The sequence below is a fragment of the Galbitalea sp. SE-J8 genome, assembly GCF_030345695.1.
Lineage (GTDB): Bacteria > Actinomycetota > Actinomycetes > Actinomycetales > Microbacteriaceae > JAUASV01.
In genome coordinates this window covers 1-16,536 of sequence record NZ_JAUASV010000011.1, presented here as the reverse complement: position 1 = coordinate 16,536, position 16,536 = coordinate 1, and the positions used below count along the sequence as shown (strand labels likewise).

The window sequence follows — 16,536 nt, the reverse complement described above, 5'->3', positions numbered from 1 at the left end:
CGACCAGCGGGGGCGGGCTCGCTGCGCTCGCGCGCTCCTCGACCAGCGGGGGCGGGCTCGCTGCGCTCGCGCGCTCCTCGACCAGCGGGGGCGGGCTCGCTGCGCTCGCGCGCTCCTCGACCAGCGGGGCGGGCTCGCTGCGCTCGCGCGCTCCTCGACCAGCGGAGGGAGCCGCTCGCCGACACCTCAGCGGAGGTGGCCCGCCGCCTCCATCTGCCGCAGCTCCTTCTTCAGGTCGCCGAGCTCGTCGCGCAGCCGGGCCGCGAGCTCGAACTTGAGCTCGCCGGCGGCCTGCATCATCTGCTGGGTGAGGTCGGCGATGAGCGACTCGAGCTCGTTGGCGCCCGCGGCCGCCTTGCCCTCGCGCCGCAGGTTCGGGGTCGGGGACTTCTTGCCGCCGCCGCGTCCGGCGAGCAGTGCCGCGGTGTCCGCCTCCTCGCGCGCGAGCACGTCGGTGATGTCGGCGATGCGCTTGCGCAGCGGCTGCGGGTCGATGCCGCGCTCGAGGTTGTAGGCGACCTGCTTCTCGCGGCGGCGCTCGGTCTCCTCGATGGCGTTCTTCATCGAGTCGGTGAGCACGTCGGCGTACATGTGCACCTGACCGTTGACGTTGCGCGCCGCGCGGCCGATGGTCTGGATGAGCGACGTGCCGCTGCGCAGGAAGCCCTCCTTGTCGGCGTCGAGGATCGCGACGAGCGAGACCTCGGGCAGGTCGAGGCCCTCCCGCAGCAGGTTGATGCCGACGAGCACGTCGTAGACCCCCTGGCGCAGCTCGGTGAGCAGCTCGACGCGGCGGAGGGTGTCGACGTCGGAGTGCAGGTAACGCACCTTGACCCCGGCCTCCTCGAGGTAGTCGGTGAGCTCCTCGGCCATCTTCTTCGTGAGCGTCGTGACGAGCACGCGCTCGTCCTTCTCGACGCGCTGGCGGATCTGCTCGAGCAGGTCGTCGATCTGCCCCTTCGTGGGCTTCACGACGATCTCGGGATCGACGAGCCCGGTCGGCCGGATGATCTGCTCGACGACCGAGTCGGTGATGCCCATCTCGTACTTGCCGGGTGTCGCCGACAGGTACACCTTCTGGCCGACCCGGTCGAGGAACTCCGGCCAGGTCAGCGGCCGGTTGTCGAGCGCGCTCGGCAGCCGGAAGCCGTGCTCGACGAGGGTGCGCTTGCGGCTCGCGTCGCCCTCATACATGGCGCCGATCTGCGGCACCGTGACGTGCGACTCGTCGATGACGACGAGGAAGTCCTCGGGGAAGTAGTCGAGCAGGCAGTTCGGCGGCTCGCCGGGCGAGCGGCCGTCGATGTGGCGCGAGTAGTTCTCGATGCCGTTGCAGAAGCCGATCTGCTCCATCATCTCGATGTCGAAGGTGGTGCGCATCCGCAGCCGCTGCGCCTCGAGCAGCTTGCCCTGGCGCTCGAGCTCGGCGAGGCGCTGCTCGAGCTCCGTCTTGATCGTGCCGATCGCGCGGTGCATGGTCTCGGTGCCGGCCGCGTAGTGCGTCGCGGGGAAGACGCTCACGGCCTCGAGCCTCTTGATGACGTCGCCGGTGAGCGGGTTGAGCGAGTAGAGCGCCTCGATCTCGTCGCCGAACATCTCGATGCGGATGGCGTGCTCCTCGTAGACCGGGATGATCTCGATCGTGTCGCCGCGGACGCGGAACTTGCCGCGCGAAAAGTCGATGTCGTTGCGCTGGTACTGCATGTTGACGAACTGCCGCACCAGCGCATCCCGCGGGACGCGGTCGCCGACGTGGATGGCGACGGATGCGTCGAGGTACTCCTCGGCGGCGCCGAGACCGTAGATGCACGACACCGTCGAGACGACGACGACGTCGCGACGCGAGAGCAGCGAGTTCGTGGTGGAGTGGCGGAGCCGCTCGACCTCCGCGTTCACGGACGAGTCCTTCTCGATGAAAGTGTCCGTCTGCGGCACGTAGGCCTCGGGCTGGTAGTAGTCGTAGTAGCTCACGAAGTATTCGACGGCGTTGTGCGGCATGAGCTCGCGGAACTCGTTCGCGAGCTGCGCCGCGAGCGTCTTGTTGTGCGCGAGCACGAGCGTCGGCCGCTGCACCTTCTCGATGAGCCACGCGGTCGTGGCGCTCTTGCCGGTGCCGGTCGCGCCGAGCAGCACGACATCCGTCTCCCCCGCGTTGATGCGGGCGGCGAGCTCCTCGATCGCCTGGGGCTGGTCGCCGGACGGCGAGTACTCGCTGACGACCTCGAACGGACGCACGGAGCGGGTCGGATTCGCCATGCTCCCAGGGTACGGACGACCGCCGACATCCGCCGGGCGCGCGGCGCCGGATCGCTCAGCGCGGAAGACCCGGCACCAACGGCCCGGTGACGGGCGCTCAGCGCGGGATCGAGTCCCAGAACGCGTCGACCTGCGCGAGGGTCGCCTCGCGGGAGCCGGTGTTGTCGATCACCCGGGTCGCGATGGCGAGCCGCTCCTCCTCGGCGGCCTGGGAACGGATGCGGCGCACCGCCTCCTCGCGCGTCCAGCCGCGGGCGCGCGTCATCCGTTCGATGCGGTCCTCCTCGTCGGCGTGCACGACGAGCACGGCGTCGTAGCGCTCGCGGGCGTCGGGGACGGTCTCGACGAGCAGCGGGATGTCCTGCACGACGATGGCGTCGAGGGGCAGTGCGGCCATGAGCTCGCGTCGGCGGGCGATGATCGCCGGATGCGTGATGCCGTTGAGCGCGGCGCGCGCCTCGGGGTCGGCGAACACGATCGTGCCGAGCGCGGGTCGGTCGAGCGAGCCGTCGGCGGCGATGACGCCGTCGCCGAACCGTGCGCGGATGGCGCCGAGTCCGGGTGTGCCGGGTTCGACGACCTCACGCGCGAGCACGTCGGCGTCGATGACGACGGCGCCGAGCTCGGCGAGCCGCCGGGCGACGAGGGACTTGCCGGCCGCGACTCCCCCGGTCAGCGCGATCTGGTACACGCGTCCAGGCTAACGCCGGAGGGCCGGCCCCCGGCCTGCGTGCTGCAGGACGGGGACCGGCCCTCCGGTCGAGCCGCGCCGTCGCCGGCGCGAGAACTCAGCTGTTCGACGACAGGCGCTCGCGCAGCGCCGCGAGGGACTCGTCGTCGGCGAGGGTGCCGGCGCCGGAGTCGGTCGAGAACGCGCCGCCGAAGTTGCTGTCGGCCGGGTCCTCGACGAGGGATGCGGCGACCTGCGCCTTGTGCGCCTCCCAGCGGGCCTGGGCGGCCGCGTAGTCGGCCTCCCACTTCGCACGCTGCTCGTCGAAGCCCTCGAGCCACTCGCCCGTCTCGGGGTCGAAGCCCTCCGGGTACTTGTAGTTGCCCTGCTCGTCGTACTCCGTCGGCATGCCGTAGAGCGCCGGGTCGAACTCAGTGCCCTCGGGGTCGACGTTGTCGTTCGCCTGCTTGAGGCTGAGCGAGATGCGGCGACGCTCGAGGTCGATGTCGATGACCTTGACGAACACCTCGTCGCCGACCGAGACGACCTGCTCGGCGAGCTCGACGTGCTTGGCGGAGAGCTCCGAGATGTGCACGAGGCCCTCGATGCCGTCCGCGACGCGCACGAACGCGCCGAACGGCACGAGCTTCGTGACCTTTCCGGGCGCGACCTGTCCGATCGCGTGGGTGCGGGCGAAGACCTGCCACGGGTCCTCCTGGGTCGCCTTGAGCGACAGCGACACGCGCTCGCGCTCGAGGTCGACCTCGAGGATCTCGACGGTGACCTCCTGGCCGACCTCGACGACCTCGGACGCGTGCTCGATGTGCTTCCACGAGAGCTCCGAGACGTGCACGAGGCCGTCCACGCCACCGAGGTCGACGAAGGCGCCGAAGTTGACGATCGACGAGACGACGCCCTTGCGCACCTGGCCCTTGGCGAGGTTCGCGAGGAAGGTCGAGCGGCTCTCCGACTGCGTCTGCTCGAGGAGCGCGCGGCGCGAGAGCACGACGTTGTTGCGGTTCTTGTCGAGCTCGAGGATCTTCGCCTCGATCTCCTGCCCGAGGTACGGCGTGAGGTCGCGCACCCGACGGAGCTCGATGAGTGAAGCCGGGAGGAAGCCGCGGAGGCCGATGTCGACGATGAGGCCGCCCTTGACGACCTCGATGACCGAACCGGTCACGACGCCGTCGTTCTCCTTGATCTTCTCCACGTCGCCCCACGCGCGCTCGTACTGCGCGCGCTTCTTGGACAGGATGAGGCGGCCTTCCTTGTCCTCCTTCTGGAGGACGAGGGCCTCGACGGAGTCGCCGACCTGGACGACCTCGGTGGGGTCGACGTCGTGCTTGATCGAGAGCTCGCGCGAGGGGATGACGCCCTCGGTCTTGTAGCCGACGTCGAGGAGCACCTCGTCGCGGTCGATCTTGACGACGGTGCCCTCGATGAGGTCTCCGTCGTTGAAGAACTTCAGTGTCTTCTCGACGGCGGCGAGAAAGTCTTCAGCAGATCCGATGTCGTTGATGGCGACCTGCTTGGGTGCCTTGGCAGGCGAGACGAGAGTCATGTAGTTGAGTGTGCTTTCGGTGGTTGTGTATCGGGCCCGCGCGAACACGCCTCGACCCGAGGATCGCGAGCGTGTGGATTCCGCGGAGGGCATGCGGATATGGGATGTCGCAGAAATGCGACCCTTCAGCTTACCTAACGCACGGAACCCGCGCTACCTTCCCGGCGGACGAGAGAGCAGGTCGCGCAATGCGCCCTCGATCTCGGGGAATGCGAAGCGGAACCCCGCCGCCTCGAGGCGTTCCGGCACGACCCACCGGCTCTTGAGCAGCAGCTCGACCTCGGTGCGCAGGGCGACCGACCCGAGCTCGAGCAGCGGCCTCGGCAAGGGCAGACCGACGGGAACACCGAGGATGCGACGCAGGGCGCGCATGAGGCTCGCATCATCCGTCGTTCCGGGCGCTGCGATGGTGACGACGCCTTCGAGGTCGGATGCCGCGATGAAGCTCACAGCGCGCACGACGTCGTCGAGGTGCACCCAGCTGAACCGCTGGTGTCCGTGCGTGTGGCGCCACACGTGGTGTGCGCCCGCGTCCCGCTTGTCCCGCGATCCGGGCCATGGACCGTCGAGGTGCGAGCCCCCGAGACCGACGCGCGCGAGATTCACGAGCGGGGTGAGCGCGCTCCCGTCGCCGAGCACGATCGCCATGCGCAGGGCGACGCGGCGGGTCGCGGGCAGGCGGGGGTCGAAGAATGCGCGCTCCCAGGCCCGCGCGACCTCGACCGACGCATCCGGGCGGTAGGCGGCCATACCGACCGGATGCGTCGTCTCAGCGCTGGACGGCCGCGGTCAGCGGGGCGCGGGTCAGTCGAGCAGCGCCGTGCGCAGGGTGTCGAGGCCGACGCCGCCGATGTCGAGGGCGCGCTTGTGGAACGCCTTGATGTCGAACGCGTCGCCCTCGCGCTCCGCGACCTCGTCGCGCAGCTGCTCCCAGATGCGCTGGCCGATCTTGTAGGACGGCGCCTGTCCCGGCCAGCCGAGGTAGCGGTTGACCTCGAAGTCGATGAAGCCCTGGCTCATGTGCACGTGCCGGGCGAAGAACTCGAACGCCCAGTCGCCGGTCCAGATGCCTTCGCCGTCGGGCCGGGGCTTGCCGAGGTGCACGCCGATGTCGAGCACGACGCGCGCCGCGCGCATCCGCTGTCCGTCGAGCATGCCGAGCCGGTCGGCCGGGTCGTCGAGGTAGCCGAGCTGCTCCATGAGGCGCTCGGCGTAGAGCGCCCAGCCCTCCGCGTGGCCCGACGTGCCGGCGAGCGTGCGGCGCCACGCGTTGAGGCTCGCGCGGTTGTAGACCGCCTGCCCGATCTGCAGGTGGTGGCCCGGCACGCCCTCGTGGTACACGGTGGTCAGCTCGCGCCAGGTGTTGAACTCGGTGACGCCCGGCGGCACGCTCCACCACATCCGGCCGGGGCGCGAGAAGTCGTCGGTCGGACCGGTGTAGTAGATGATGCCGTCCTGGCTCGGCGCGATGAGGCACTCGAGCCGGCGCACGGGCTCCGGGATGTCGAAATGGCTCGCCGCGAGGTCGGCCACCGCCCGGTCGCTCGTCTCCTGCATCCAGGTCTTGAGCGCCTCGGTGCCGTGCAGCTTGCGCGCCGGGTCCTCGTCGAGCAATGCGATCGCCTCCTCGACGGTCGCGCCGGGACGGATCTCGTTCGCGATCGACTCCTGCTCGGCGACCATGCGCGCGAGCTCCTCGAGGCCCCACTCGTACGTCTCGTCGAGGTCGACCGTCGCACCCAGGAAGTAGCGCGATGCGAGCGCGTAGTGCTCGCGGCCGACCGCGTCCTGCTCGCCGGCGGCGGGCGCGAGCTCGTCGCGCAGGAACCCGATGAGCGTGCCGTAGGCGGCGCGCGCCTCCTCGGCCCCCGCGACGAGGTCGGCCGCGAGCGCCGCGGGCACGGCCTCGTCGCCCGCGCGCGGGTCGCTGGTCAGGTCGGTGAAGAAGCCGTCGGATGCCGCGGTGCGCTCCGCCTGCGTGATCACCTGGGCGACCTGCCGGCGCGCCGGCACCACGCCCTGGCGGATGCCCTCGCGGAGCGACTCGATGTACCCGTCGATCGCGCCCCGCACGTTGTGCAGCCGGCGGCCGACGACCTCCCAGTCGGCCACCGTGTCGGTGGCCTCCAGGTCGAACACCTCGCGGATCTCCTGGGCGGGCGAGGCGAGTACGGAGACGTCCCGCATGTTCAGTCGCGCGTCGTGCCTCTCCAGCTCGAGGGCGAGGTCGCGCTCGAGGTCGAGCTTCGTGATGCGGTCCACCTCATCGACCGGCTCCGCGGCGCGCAGCTCGGTCAGGACGGCCCGCGCGGCGTCGGCCCGTGCGTCGGCGCCGGCGGGCGACAGGTCGGAGTACTCCCCCGGCCGGCTCTGGCGTCCGATGTAGACGCCCACCTCGGGGAGCAGGTCGGCGACCGTGTCGACCCAGCGCTCGGCGATGGCATCGATGGGAGTGGGGATGCGTGCGGGGGTGTCCGTCATGCCTCCCACGATAGCGACGGCCCGCCCCGTTCAGGGGGCGGGCCGTCGCGGTGGTCGTGAGCGGGGTTTCGAGACGCCGACTCGCTGCGCTCGCGGGCTCCTCAACCAGCGGACGGGGGGTCTGCGCGGCGGTTTCGAGACGCCGACTCGCTGCGCTCGCGGGCTCCTCAACCAGCGGAAGAGGCTGCGCTCGCGGGCTCCTCAACCAGCGGAAGAGGCTGCTGCGCTCGCGGGCTCCTCGGCCAGTGAACGGGGTGCCTACTCCTTGTCGAGGTCGGTGTTCAGCAGCTCCGCGAGCGAGTCGAGCGCGGCATCCGCCCCGTCCCCGTCCGCGCTGATCGTGACCGTCTCGCCGTGGCCGATGCCGAGCGAGAGCACCCCGAGGATGCTCGCGGCGTTGACGCTCTTTCCGGCGGCGGACGTGAGGCTCACCGGGACGCCGGCCTTCGCGGCGGCCTGGGCGAACAGCGACGCGGGGCGGGCGTGCAGTCCGACGCTCGAGGCGACGGTGACGGTGCGCTCTGCCATGGGGGTTTCTCCTTCGGTGGTGGGGGGGTCTTCGGGAATGGTTCAGGGCTCGATGGTGACCTTGATCGCTTCGCCGCGCTCGACGATGTCGAGGGCGTCGAGCACGCGGTCGAGCGGGAGGCGATGCGTGATGAGGTCGGCGACGGGCACGAGACCCGAGGCGATGAGGTCGAGCGCCCGCTTGTTGTGCTCGGGGCTCGACCCGTTCACGCCGACGATCGAGAGCTCGCGGTAGTGCACGAGGTTCGCGTCGACGTCGATGGTGGGGCGGTCCTTCGGGAGCCCGCCGAACAGGCTCAGCCGGCCGCGCGGGGCGAGCATCCGCAGTCCCTGCTCCTGGGCCGCACCGCTCGCGGCGGCGGTGATGACGACGTCCGCGCCCCGTCCGCCGGTGGCGGCGAGCACGGCGTCGACCGGGTCGTCGTGCTCGGCGGCGATCACCGCATCCGGGTGCACGAGCGCGGCGGCGCGTGCCAGCCGCGCGGCGTTGAGGTCGACGAGGATGACGCGGGCCGCGCCGCGCGCCCGCGCGAGACGCACGTGCAGGCAGCCGATCGGGCCGGAGCCGACGACGACGACCGTGTCACCGGCGCCGACCCGCGCGATCTCCTGTCCGTTCAGCACGCACGCGAGCGGCTCGGCGAGCGAGGCCTCCGCGAACGACAGCCCGTCCGGGATGCGGGTGAGGCCGTCCACGGCGAGCACGGCGCTCGGCACGATCAGGTATTCGGCGAAGCCGCCGGGGAACTGGTACCCCATCGAGAGCTGGTCGCGGCACACCGTGGGGTGGCCGGACCGGCACTCGACGCACTCGCCGTCGGGGATGGCCGCGATGACCTGCACCCGGTCGCCGACGGACCAGTCGTCGACGCCCGGGCCGACGTCGACGATCTCCCCCGCGATCTCGTGCCCCATCACCTGCGGGGCCGACATCCGGGGGTGGCCCGACGCGCGGATCTTCACGTCGGTGCCGCACGTCGAGCAGGCCCGCACCCGGAGCTTCACCTCGCCCGAGGACGCTCCGGGCTCCGGAGCGTCCTCGAGGCGGATGTCGCCGGGTGCATAGAATCTCGCGACCTTCACGCGTGCGGCTAGCCGTTCGCGTCGTCGTCGTCGTCCTCGCTCGCGAGGAGTTCGTACACCGCCTGCGTGGTCGTGGCCTCGCGCAGCGCGGCCGCCTTCTCGGGCTCGAGCAGGATCGACGCGAGCTGCGAGAGCAGGGCGATGTGCCCGTTGCCCTTGGCCGCGATGCCGATCGCGATCTTCACCTCGTTGCCGTCCCAGTCGACCCCGTCGGGGAACCGCAGCAGCACGAGCGCGTCGCGCTTGACCGCCTCCTTGCCGGCGAGGGTGCCGTGCGGGATGGCGACCCCCTCGCCGACGAAGGTGGAGACGGATGCCTCGCGCTGCAGCATCGCGTCGATGTAGCTCGCATCGATCGCGCCGGCCGCGAGCAGCGCGGCGCCGGCCTGCTCGACGGCGTCCTCCTTGCTCGACGCGTGCGCGTCGAGCTGGATGGAGGACTCCGCGAGCAGATCGGTGAGGGGCGTGGTGGTCTCCGACATCGTCACACCTCGATCGAGTCGCCGGACTGGATGGCCTTGACCACCCGCGTCACGGCGGGGTCGCCGAGGAAGAGGTTGAACGGCACCACGGGCACGTTCGGCACCACGCCGCGCGCGCGGTCGGCGAGGCTCGCCTGGGTGACCACGACATCCGCGTCCTGCGGGATGGTGGCGACGGGCGAGTGCTCGACGATCACGTCGTTCCCCTTCAGCTGCTTCTTGAGCGTCGAGGCGAGCATGACGCTCGACCCCATGCCCGCGTCGCACGCGACGATGAGCTTCTTGACGCTGGAGCCGTCGAGAGTGGCCATGGTGTTCTCCTTAGAGAGGTGCTGGATGAACGGATGCTGGGCAGATTACGCCGAGGCGGTCGGCTGATTCTTGCTCGCGGCCTTGTTCGCGGCGCTCTGGGCGCGCGCGGCCTCGAGGTCGGACGCGCTGCCCTCCTCCTTCTCCCGGCGGCCGAAGCCGAGGAGCAGGAAGCCGACGACGGCCGAGACCGCGGCGGACAGGATGACGCCGATGACGATGAGCAGGATCTCATTCGGCGGCGACACGAACAGCCACGCGATGATGCTGCCAGGTGACGCGGGCGCGCGCAGGCCGAGCCCGAAGATCGACTCCCACAGCACGCCCGTCGCGCCGCCGGCGATCGCCGCGATGACGAGGATCGGCTTCATGAGCACGTAGGGGAAGTAGATCTCGTGGATGCCGCCGAGGAAGTGCACGACCATGGCGGCGGGCACGGTCGGGCGCACGGCGCGCGGGCCGAACAGCAGCATCGCGGTGAGGATGCCGAGGCCCGGGCCGGGGTTCGACTCGATCATGAACAGGATCGACTGGCCGGCCTGGCCGGCCTGCTCCGAGCCGATCGGGGTGAACACGCCGTGGTTGATGGCGTTGTTGAGGAACAGCACCTTCGCGGGCTCGACGAGGATCGAGACGACCGGCAGCAGGTGGATCTTCACGAGCTCGTTGACGAGCCAGCCGATGCCCTGGGTGAGCCAGTAGGTGAGCGGGCCGACGACGTAGATGCCGAAGATCGCCAGGATGCCGCCGATGATGCCCGCGGAGAAGTTGTCGACGAGCATCTCGAAGCCGCCGCGGATCTTGCCCGCGATGACGCTGTCCCACTTCTTGAGCAACCAGGCCGCGAGCGGGCCGACGACGAACGCGCCGAGGATCGCCGGACCGATCTCGGCGATGCTGGCCGGTGCGGTGGTCTCCTCGCCGTTGAGCGAGATCGGCGTGAGCTGCAGCGCGACGGGCGCGAGCATGACGCCGATCGTCGCGACGGCGCCGACGACCGCTCCGCGCGTCTCGTAGACGTTCTTGCCGCCGGTGTAGCCGATGAGGATCGGCACCAGGATGTTGATGAGCGGTCCGACGACGGTCGCGATCTGGGTGGTCCAGGTCAGCGTGTCCACGGGCTTGCCGTCGACGACGTGACCCGTGGCGTAGTTGACCCAGCCGGTGTCGATGAACAGGGCGGTGATGAGGCCGAAGGCGATGAACGCCCCGAGGTTCGGCATCACCATGCCGGCGAGGAACGCGCCGGCGCGCTGGACGCGCGCGCGGCCTCCCGTGCCGGTGACGGGCGGGGTATAAGCGGACATCTGCGGTACTCCTTCGTAACGAGGGATCGGTATCGGATTCGGGTTGTTCGGTGGGCGGGGGTGGAGCTAGCCGGTCAGGAGCGGCCGATCCGGGTCTGGTCGCCGCACCAGCCGGACGTCTGCACGGGCGATCTCCGCGGGCGCGGGGACCGACGTTCCCGGGAGCGCCGCGGCGGCGGCGCCCCAGGCGAGGGCATCGAGGAGCGCGCTGGCCGGATCGGCCGGATCGCGTTCGAGACGCTGGAGGTAGCCGGCGAGGAAGCAGTCGCCGGCGCCGACCGCGCTGCGCGGCACGACGACCGTCGACTCGCCGACGATCACGCCGTCGGGGGTGACGAGCACGGCGCCGTCGGCGCCGAGCGAGACGAGCACCTGCTCGACGCCCGCGTCGCGCACCCACTCGGCCGCCTCGACGACCTCGGCGATCGAGCCGAGGTCCCGGCCGATCAGGTCGCCGAGCTCCTCCCGGTTGGGCTTCACGAGGCGCGGTGCCACCTCGACGGCGGCGCGCAGCGCGTCGCCGCTGGTGTCCACCGCGAGGTGGGCGCCCGCCGCGGTCACGGCCGTCGTGACCGTCGCGAGCTGCGCGACATCCGTTCCCGGCGCGAGGCTGCCGCTCACGACGACCCAGTCGTTCGCCCCGGTGACCGCGACGACCGCCGCGACGAGCGCCCCGAGCTCGGCGTCGGTCACGGGCGAGCCGGGCTCGTTGATCTTCGTGACGGTGCCGTCGGGCTCGACGAGCGCGATGTTGGAGCGGGTGCGCGTGGCGACCGGCACGGTGCGCGCCTCGACGCCGTCGCGTTCGAGCAGGCGCACGAGCTCCGCGCCCTCGAGGCCGCCGACCGGCACGACGGCGACGCTCGGGATGCCGTTGGCCGCGAGCGCGCGCGTCACGTTGACGCCCTTGCCGCCCGCGTCGAGGCTCGGCGTGCCGGTGCGCAGGATCGCTCCGCGGTCGAGGGACTCGACCTCGAGCGTGCGGTCCAGGCTCGGATTGAGGGTCAGGGTGACGATCACACCAGCACCACCCGGGGTCCGCAGTTCTCGATGTCCTCGGCGAGCTCGGCGTCGAGTCCGGCATCCGTCACGATCGTGTCGACCGCGCTGAGCGGTGCGACGCGGGCGAAGTCCTCGCGGCCGAACTTGGTGTGGTCGGCGAGCACGACCGTACGGCGCGCGGCCTGGATGAGCGCGCGCTTGATCGCCGCCTCGGCGACATCGGGCGTCGTCAGGCCGCGCTCGACGCTCACGGCGTTCATGCCCATGAACGAGACGTCGGCGAAGAACTCGGCGGCCTGGGCCCGGGTCCACTCCCCGACCGCGGCGAGCGTGCGCGGGCGCACGACGCCGCCGAGCAGGTGCAGGGTGATGTTGCGGCGGTTCATGAGCGCGGTCGCGACCGGGATCGAGTGGGTGACGACGGTGAGCTCGCGGTCGTCGGGCAGCAGCTGCGCCATCCGTGCCGTGGTCGTGCCGGCGTCGAGCACGATCGATCCGCCGTCGGGCAGCTCGTCGAGGGCCGCGCGGGCGATGCGGTCCTTCTGCGAGGCGTGCTGCGTCTCGCGGTCGGCGACGGCGGGCTCGAAGCCGAGCCGCTCGACCGGGATCGCGCCGCCGTGCACGCGGCGGACGACGCCTCGGCGCTCGAGCGCGGTGAGGTCTCGCCGCACGGTCTCGGGGGTCACCGAGAGGTCGCGGGCGAGCTCCGTCACCTCGACGCGGCCGCGGGACCTGGCGGTCTCCACGATCTGCGCGTGGCGCTCCGGTGCGTACATCCCGACCCTCGTCGCTCGGCCTTCGGACACCCACTCCTGTGGGATCGGTCCCAGGTTGGCCCGTTTGTGTCCGAGTGTCAAGTTCATTCGGACATGCGATGTCCGAGCGTGTCCGGGTCGCCCCGGCTCGGGCGCCGCCCGCGAGATCAGTGGCCGGCGGCGTCCCAGTTCGGCCCGGTGCCGACCTGCACGTCGAGCGGCACCGTGAGGTCGGCCGCGTGCGACATCCGGTCGACGACGATCGCCCGCAGCGCGTCGAGCTCGCCGTCCGCGACCTCGAGCACGAGCTCGTCGTGCACCTGCAGCAGCAGCCGCGAGGCGAGGCCCTGCGCGCGCAGATCCGCGTCGACGCCGATCATGGCGCGCTTGATGATGTCGGCCGCCGAGCCCTGGATCGGCGAGTTGAGCGCCTGCCGCTCGGCGTTCTCGCGCAGCACGCGGTTCGGGCTCGACAGATCGGGGAACGGCCGGCGGCGGCCGAAGATCGTCTCGGTGTAGCCGTCGACGCGCGCCTGCTCGACGACGTTGCGCAGGTAGTCGCGCACGGCGCCGAACCGGGCGAAGTAGTCGGTCATCAGCTCGCGCGCCTCCGCGGTCTCGATGCGCAGCTGCTTGGAGAGCCCGAACGCGCTGAGGCCGTAGGCGAGGCCGTACGACATCGCCTTGACCTTCGTGCGCATCGCCGGGGTGACATCCGCCGGGTCGACGCCGAACACGCGCGCGCCGACGAAGCGGTGCAGGTCCTCCCCCGCCGTGAACGCCGCGATGAGCCCCTCGTCGCCCGACAGGTGCGCCATGATGCGCATCTCGATCTGCGAGTAGTCGGCGGTGAGCAGCGTCTCGAAGCCCGGGCCCGGCACGAACGCGCCCCGGATGCGGCGGCCGACCTCGGTGCGGATCGGGATGTTCTGCAGGTTGGGATCGTTCGACGAGACCCGCCCGGTCGCCGCGCCGGTCTGGTCGTAGGTGGTGTGCACGCGGCCGTCGGCGGCGACCGCCTTCTCGATCGCATCCGTGATCTGCTTGATCTTCGTCGCGTCGCGGTGCTGCAGCAGCAGGTCGAGGAACGGATGCGGGCTCTGCTCCTGCAGGTCGGCGAGCGCACCGGCGTCGGTGGAGTACCCGGTCTTCGTGGCGCGCGTCTTCGGCATCCCGAGCTGGTCGAAGAGCACCTCCTGCAGCTGCTTGGGGCTGCCGAGGTTCACCTCGCGGCCGAGCTCGGCGTACGCGCTCTGCGCGAGCTGCTCGGCGGTCGCGCCGAGCTCGGCCGAGAGCGCCTGCAGCCCGTGGCGGTCGACCGCGACGCCGTCGAGCTCCATGCGCGCGAGCACGGGGGCGAGGGGCAGCTCGATCTCGTCGAGCACGACGCGCGTGCCCGCACCGACCCGCTCGGTGAGGGCGTCGGCAACCCGCACGACGTACCAGGCCTCGGTGGCGGGGCTGATCGCATCCGCCTCGGGCACGAGCTGGTTCGGATCGGGCTGCGGCAGGGTCTCGCCGAGCACGTCGTACACCTGGGTCGCGAGGTCGTCGACCTTGACCGTGGGGCGCAGCAGTGCGGTCGCGAGGCTCGTGTCGAACGCGATGCCGCCGATCGCGAGACCGGCGGCGCCGAGCACCCGGGTGAGGCGCTTCGCGCCCTGCACGATCTTCGGTGCGCCCGAGGCGAGCCAGCTCTCGAGCGCCGCGTAGTCGGGACGGTCCGCGGCCCACGGCACGAACGCCGAGTCGTCGCGACTGGCCAGGCCGAGTCCGGTGAGCTGTCCGTTGATCGTCTCGATGCGCAGACCGAGCGGCAGGGTGCCGCCGTCGGTGACGCGTTCGATCCAGCCGGCGAGCTCCTCGTCGACGAGCGTGCGCACGGTCGGCTCGACGTTCTCGCGCACGGTCGCGACGGGCGACGCGCTCGCGCCGTCGAGCCAGCCCTCCTCGGTCGCGAGGGCGATGACGCGCTCCTGCAGCGTGCGGAACTGCAGCCGGTCGAAGATCTCCCGCACGGCGCCCTCGTCCATCGCGGCGCGCTCGAGGTCGGCGGGGCCGTACGGCAGCACGACGTCGGTGACGAGCCGGTTGAGCCGCCGGTTGAGCAGTGCGCGCTCCTTCTGCTCGCGCAGGTTGTTGCCGACGACGCCGGTGATCTCGTCGGCGTGCGCGACGATCTCGTCGACCGAGCCGTACTTCTGCACCCACTTCACGGCGGTCTTCTCGCCGACCTTGTCGATGCCGATCAGGTTGTCGCTCGTCTCGCCCACGAGCGCGGCGACCTCCGGGTACTGGTGCGGCTCGATGCCGTAGCGCTCGATCACCGCGGCGCGGTCGTACACCTTGAGCTCGGAGACGCCGCGCACGTTCGGGTAGAGCACCGTGACGTCGTCGGTCACGAGCTGCAGGCTGTCGCGGTCGCCCGACACCACGAGCACCCGGAAGCCCTGCTCCGCACCCTGGCGGGCGAGGGTCGCGAGGATGTCGTCGGCCTCGAAGTCCTCCTTGGAGAGCGTCGCGATGCTCATCGCCTTGAGCACCTCCTCGAGCAGCGGAACCTGACCGCCGAACTCGGGAGGCGTCTCGCCGCGGGTGCCCTTGTAGTCCGCGTACTCCCGGGTGCGGAACGAGTACCGCGAGATGTCGAACGCCACCGCGATGTGGCTCGGCTTCTCGGCCTTGAGCAGGTTGATGAGCATCGCGATGAAGCCGTGGATGGCGTTCGTGTGCTGCCCGTCGCGCGTGACGAACGAGTCCACCGGGAGGGCGTAGAACGCGCGGAACGCCAGCGAATGGCCGTCGACGAGCAGGAGGGTAGGCTTGGCGGGGTCCGACACGGAGCCAGCCTAGCCGCGGCATCCGACAGCCCTCCGGGCCCCGATCTCGAGCCGAAACGGATGCCGATGACCACCTTCCCGGCGGACATGGACCCCGAGCTCGTCGAGCGACTGGTGACCACCGCGGGCGGCGAGCTGGCCGTGAAGATGGGCATCGAGTTCGTCTCCCTGTCGGCCGAGCACTCGATCGCCCGGATGCCCGTCGAGGGCAACACGCAGGTCATCGGGCTGCTGCACGGCGGCGCGCACGTCGTGCTCGGCGAGTCGCTCGGATCGATCTCCTCGGCCATCCACGCCGGGCCCGGACGCTTCGCGGTCGGCATCGAGATCAACGCGACGCACTCGCGCTCGGTGACGAGCGGGTGGGTGACGGGCACCTGCGAGGCGCTCGTGCTCGGCCGCACGCTCGCGACCCACGAGATCGTCATGCGCGACGACGAGGGGCGCCGCCTCTCGACCGTGCGGATGACGAACTATCTGCGCTCCGCGGAGCGCTGAGCTACCTGCGCTCCGCGGAGCGCTGAGCGGGGGTCGGCTCGTCCCGCCGGGCGGCCCGGACCGCCGCATCCAGTGAGCGAGGTGGATCGCCGGTGGTGACGTGGCCCGCTTGCCGGTCGTGGAGTGGCCGGCTTGCCGGTGGTGGTGTGGCCGGCATCCGGTGGTGGTGTGGCTGCCGCTGGCCACCGCGGCGTCGCTACGCGTCGCGTGGCGCGGGTTCTCGTCTGTGGGGGTTCTCCACAGGCTGGGGTTCTTCGGGGTTCTCCACATTCTTCGCGTGGACTCGAACGGGTGTTCGAGTGTTGGGGAGGATGGGGTCATGACACCGAACCTCGTGATCCCGGATCCGGCGCGGCTGGTGAGCATGTCCGATGACGAGGTGCTCGACGCGCAGGCCCGGCTGGTGGCGGTGCGCCGTGAGATCGATCGTGGTCTCGCGCTCGTCGCGGCGGAGGTCGCGCGGCGTTCGGATCGTGAGCGCGGCCACGCCGGCCTTGCGCAGCGGATGGGCGAGCGCACCGCCGACCGGCTCGTGCAGCGCACGGCCGGGGTGTCGGCCGCCGACGCCCGGGCACTGGTGGGTGCGGGCGCGATCCTGACCGGCGCGTCGCCGTGGCTTGCGCCCGTCGCGGCAGCGGTCGCCGAGGGCACCGTGGGAGTCGCGGCCGCGGCCGCGATCGGCAGCGGGCTCGGCGCACCCTCGAGCAGTGTCGCCGCGGATGATCTGACGGATGCCGCGGCTCGCCTGGTGGTGATCGCCGCGA

The 16,536-nt window shown here is 71.2% G+C and carries 15 protein-coding genes; 2 read left to right on the top strand and 13 right to left on the bottom strand.

The annotated features are described in order from the left end of the window. Positions 1-186: 186 nt before the first annotated feature. The 13 genes from uvrB to polA form a co-directional block, all read right to left on the bottom strand. Positions 187-2,256, bottom strand: coding sequence for an excinuclease ABC subunit UvrB (uvrB, locus tag QT381_RS08790; RefSeq protein WP_289248529.1), 2,070 nt, complete (start codon positions 2,254-2,256; stop codon positions 187-189). A gap of 97 nt (positions 2,257-2,353) precedes the next feature. Then, positions 2,354-2,947 carry a dephospho-CoA kinase gene (gene coaE, locus QT381_RS08785; RefSeq protein WP_289248528.1) on the bottom strand — a complete coding sequence of 198 codons (594 nt, stop codon included), beginning with the start codon at positions 2,945-2,947 and terminating at the stop codon, positions 2,354-2,356. 97 nt (positions 2,948-3,044) lie between these two features. Then, positions 3,045-4,487 carry a 30S ribosomal protein S1 gene (gene rpsA / locus QT381_RS08780; RefSeq protein WP_289248527.1) on the bottom strand — a complete coding sequence of 481 codons (1,443 nt, stop codon included), beginning with the start codon at positions 4,485-4,487 and terminating at the stop codon, positions 3,045-3,047. Positions 4,488-4,640: 153 nt separating this feature from the next. Then, positions 4,641-5,237, bottom strand: coding sequence for a DUF1731 domain-containing protein (locus tag QT381_RS08775; protein WP_289248526.1), 597 nt, complete (start codon positions 5,235-5,237; stop codon positions 4,641-4,643). A gap of 54 nt (positions 5,238-5,291) precedes the next feature. Continuing rightward, a complete protein-coding gene (locus tag QT381_RS08770; RefSeq protein ID WP_289248525.1) occupies positions 5,292-6,968 on the bottom strand; it encodes a DUF885 domain-containing protein in 1,677 nt (558 codons plus the stop codon). A 258-nt stretch (positions 6,969-7,226) separates the two neighbouring features. After that, positions 7,227-7,496: an HPr family phosphocarrier protein gene (locus QT381_RS08765; protein WP_289248524.1), complete on the bottom strand. Its 270-nt coding sequence runs from the start codon at positions 7,494-7,496 to the stop codon at positions 7,227-7,229. 42 nt (positions 7,497-7,538) lie between these two features. Then, the gene (locus tag QT381_RS08760) at positions 7,539-8,579 is read right to left on the bottom strand and encodes a zinc-dependent dehydrogenase (RefSeq protein WP_289248523.1); all 1,041 of its coding nucleotides are present in this window, start codon (positions 8,577-8,579) and stop codon (positions 7,539-7,541) included. Between the two features lie 8 nt (positions 8,580-8,587). Further along, positions 8,588-9,061 (bottom strand): PTS mannitol transporter subunit IIA, encoded by a 474-nt coding sequence (locus QT381_RS08755; RefSeq protein ID WP_289248522.1) that lies wholly within the window; start codon positions 9,059-9,061, stop codon positions 8,588-8,590. Between the two features lie 2 nt (positions 9,062-9,063). Then, positions 9,064-9,372 carry a PTS sugar transporter subunit IIBC family protein gene (locus QT381_RS08750; RefSeq protein WP_289248521.1) on the bottom strand — a complete coding sequence of 103 codons (309 nt, stop codon included), beginning with the start codon at positions 9,370-9,372 and terminating at the stop codon, positions 9,064-9,066. A gap of 45 nt (positions 9,373-9,417) precedes the next feature. Next, positions 9,418-10,677 (bottom strand): PTS transporter subunit EIIC, encoded by a 1,260-nt coding sequence (locus tag QT381_RS08745; RefSeq protein ID WP_289248520.1) that lies wholly within the window; start codon positions 10,675-10,677, stop codon positions 9,418-9,420. Positions 10,678-10,743: 66 nt separating this feature from the next. Continuing rightward, positions 10,744-11,697, bottom strand: a complete 954-nt coding sequence (locus tag QT381_RS08740) for a 1-phosphofructokinase family hexose kinase (RefSeq protein ID WP_289248519.1) — start codon at positions 11,695-11,697, stop codon at positions 10,744-10,746. Continuing rightward, the gene (locus QT381_RS08735; RefSeq protein ID WP_289248518.1) at positions 11,694-12,455 is read right to left on the bottom strand and encodes a DeoR/GlpR family DNA-binding transcription regulator; all 762 of its coding nucleotides are present in this window, start codon (positions 12,453-12,455) and stop codon (positions 11,694-11,696) included. Before QT381_RS08735 ends, QT381_RS08740 begins: the two co-directional genes overlap by 4 nt. A gap of 146 nt (positions 12,456-12,601) precedes the next feature. Further along, on the bottom strand, positions 12,602-15,274 hold the full coding sequence (gene polA, locus QT381_RS08730; protein WP_289248517.1) for a DNA polymerase I: 2,673 nt from the start codon (positions 15,272-15,274) through the stop codon (positions 12,602-12,604). A gap of 60 nt (positions 15,275-15,334) precedes the next feature. Between polA and QT381_RS08725 the strand changes: the two genes are divergently transcribed. Beyond that, positions 15,335-15,772, top strand: coding sequence for a hotdog fold thioesterase (locus tag QT381_RS08725; protein ID WP_502877485.1), 438 nt, complete (start codon positions 15,335-15,337; stop codon positions 15,770-15,772). Between the two features lie 319 nt (positions 15,773-16,091). Beyond that, positions 16,092-16,536: hypothetical protein (locus QT381_RS08720; RefSeq protein WP_502877484.1), on the top strand; the 445-nt coding region annotated here is incomplete at its 3' end.

Coding starts and splice junctions, on each gene's coding strand:
- uvrB (WP_289248529.1), bottom strand. CDS start 2,256: ATGGCGAATCCGACCCGCTCCGTGCGTCCGTTCGAGGTCGTCAGCGAG.
- rpsA (WP_289248527.1), bottom strand. CDS start 4,487: ATGACTCTCGTCTCGCCTGCCAAGGCACCCAAGCAGGTCGCCATCAAC.
- QT381_RS08775 (WP_289248526.1), bottom strand. CDS start 5,237: ATGGCCGCCTACCGCCCGGATGCGTCGGTCGAGGTCGCGCGGGCCTGG.
- QT381_RS08770 (WP_289248525.1), bottom strand. CDS start 6,968: ATGACGGACACCCCCGCACGCATCCCCACTCCCATCGATGCCATCGCC.
- QT381_RS08765 (WP_289248524.1), bottom strand. CDS start 7,496: ATGGCAGAGCGCACCGTCACCGTCGCCTCGAGCGTCGGACTGCACGCC.
- QT381_RS08755 (WP_289248522.1), bottom strand. CDS start 9,061: ATGTCGGAGACCACCACGCCCCTCACCGATCTGCTCGCGGAGTCCTCC.
- QT381_RS08750 (WP_289248521.1), bottom strand. CDS start 9,372: ATGGCCACTCTCGACGGCTCCAGCGTCAAGAAGCTCATCGTCGCGTGC.
- QT381_RS08745 (WP_289248520.1), bottom strand. CDS start 10,677: ATGTCCGCTTATACCCCGCCCGTCACCGGCACGGGAGGCCGCGCGCGC.
- QT381_RS08735 (WP_289248518.1), bottom strand. CDS start 12,455: ATGTACGCACCGGAGCGCCACGCGCAGATCGTGGAGACCGCCAGGTCC.
- QT381_RS08725 (WP_502877485.1), top strand. CDS start 15,335: ATGCCGATGACCACCTTCCCGGCGGACATGGACCCCGAGCTCGTCGAG.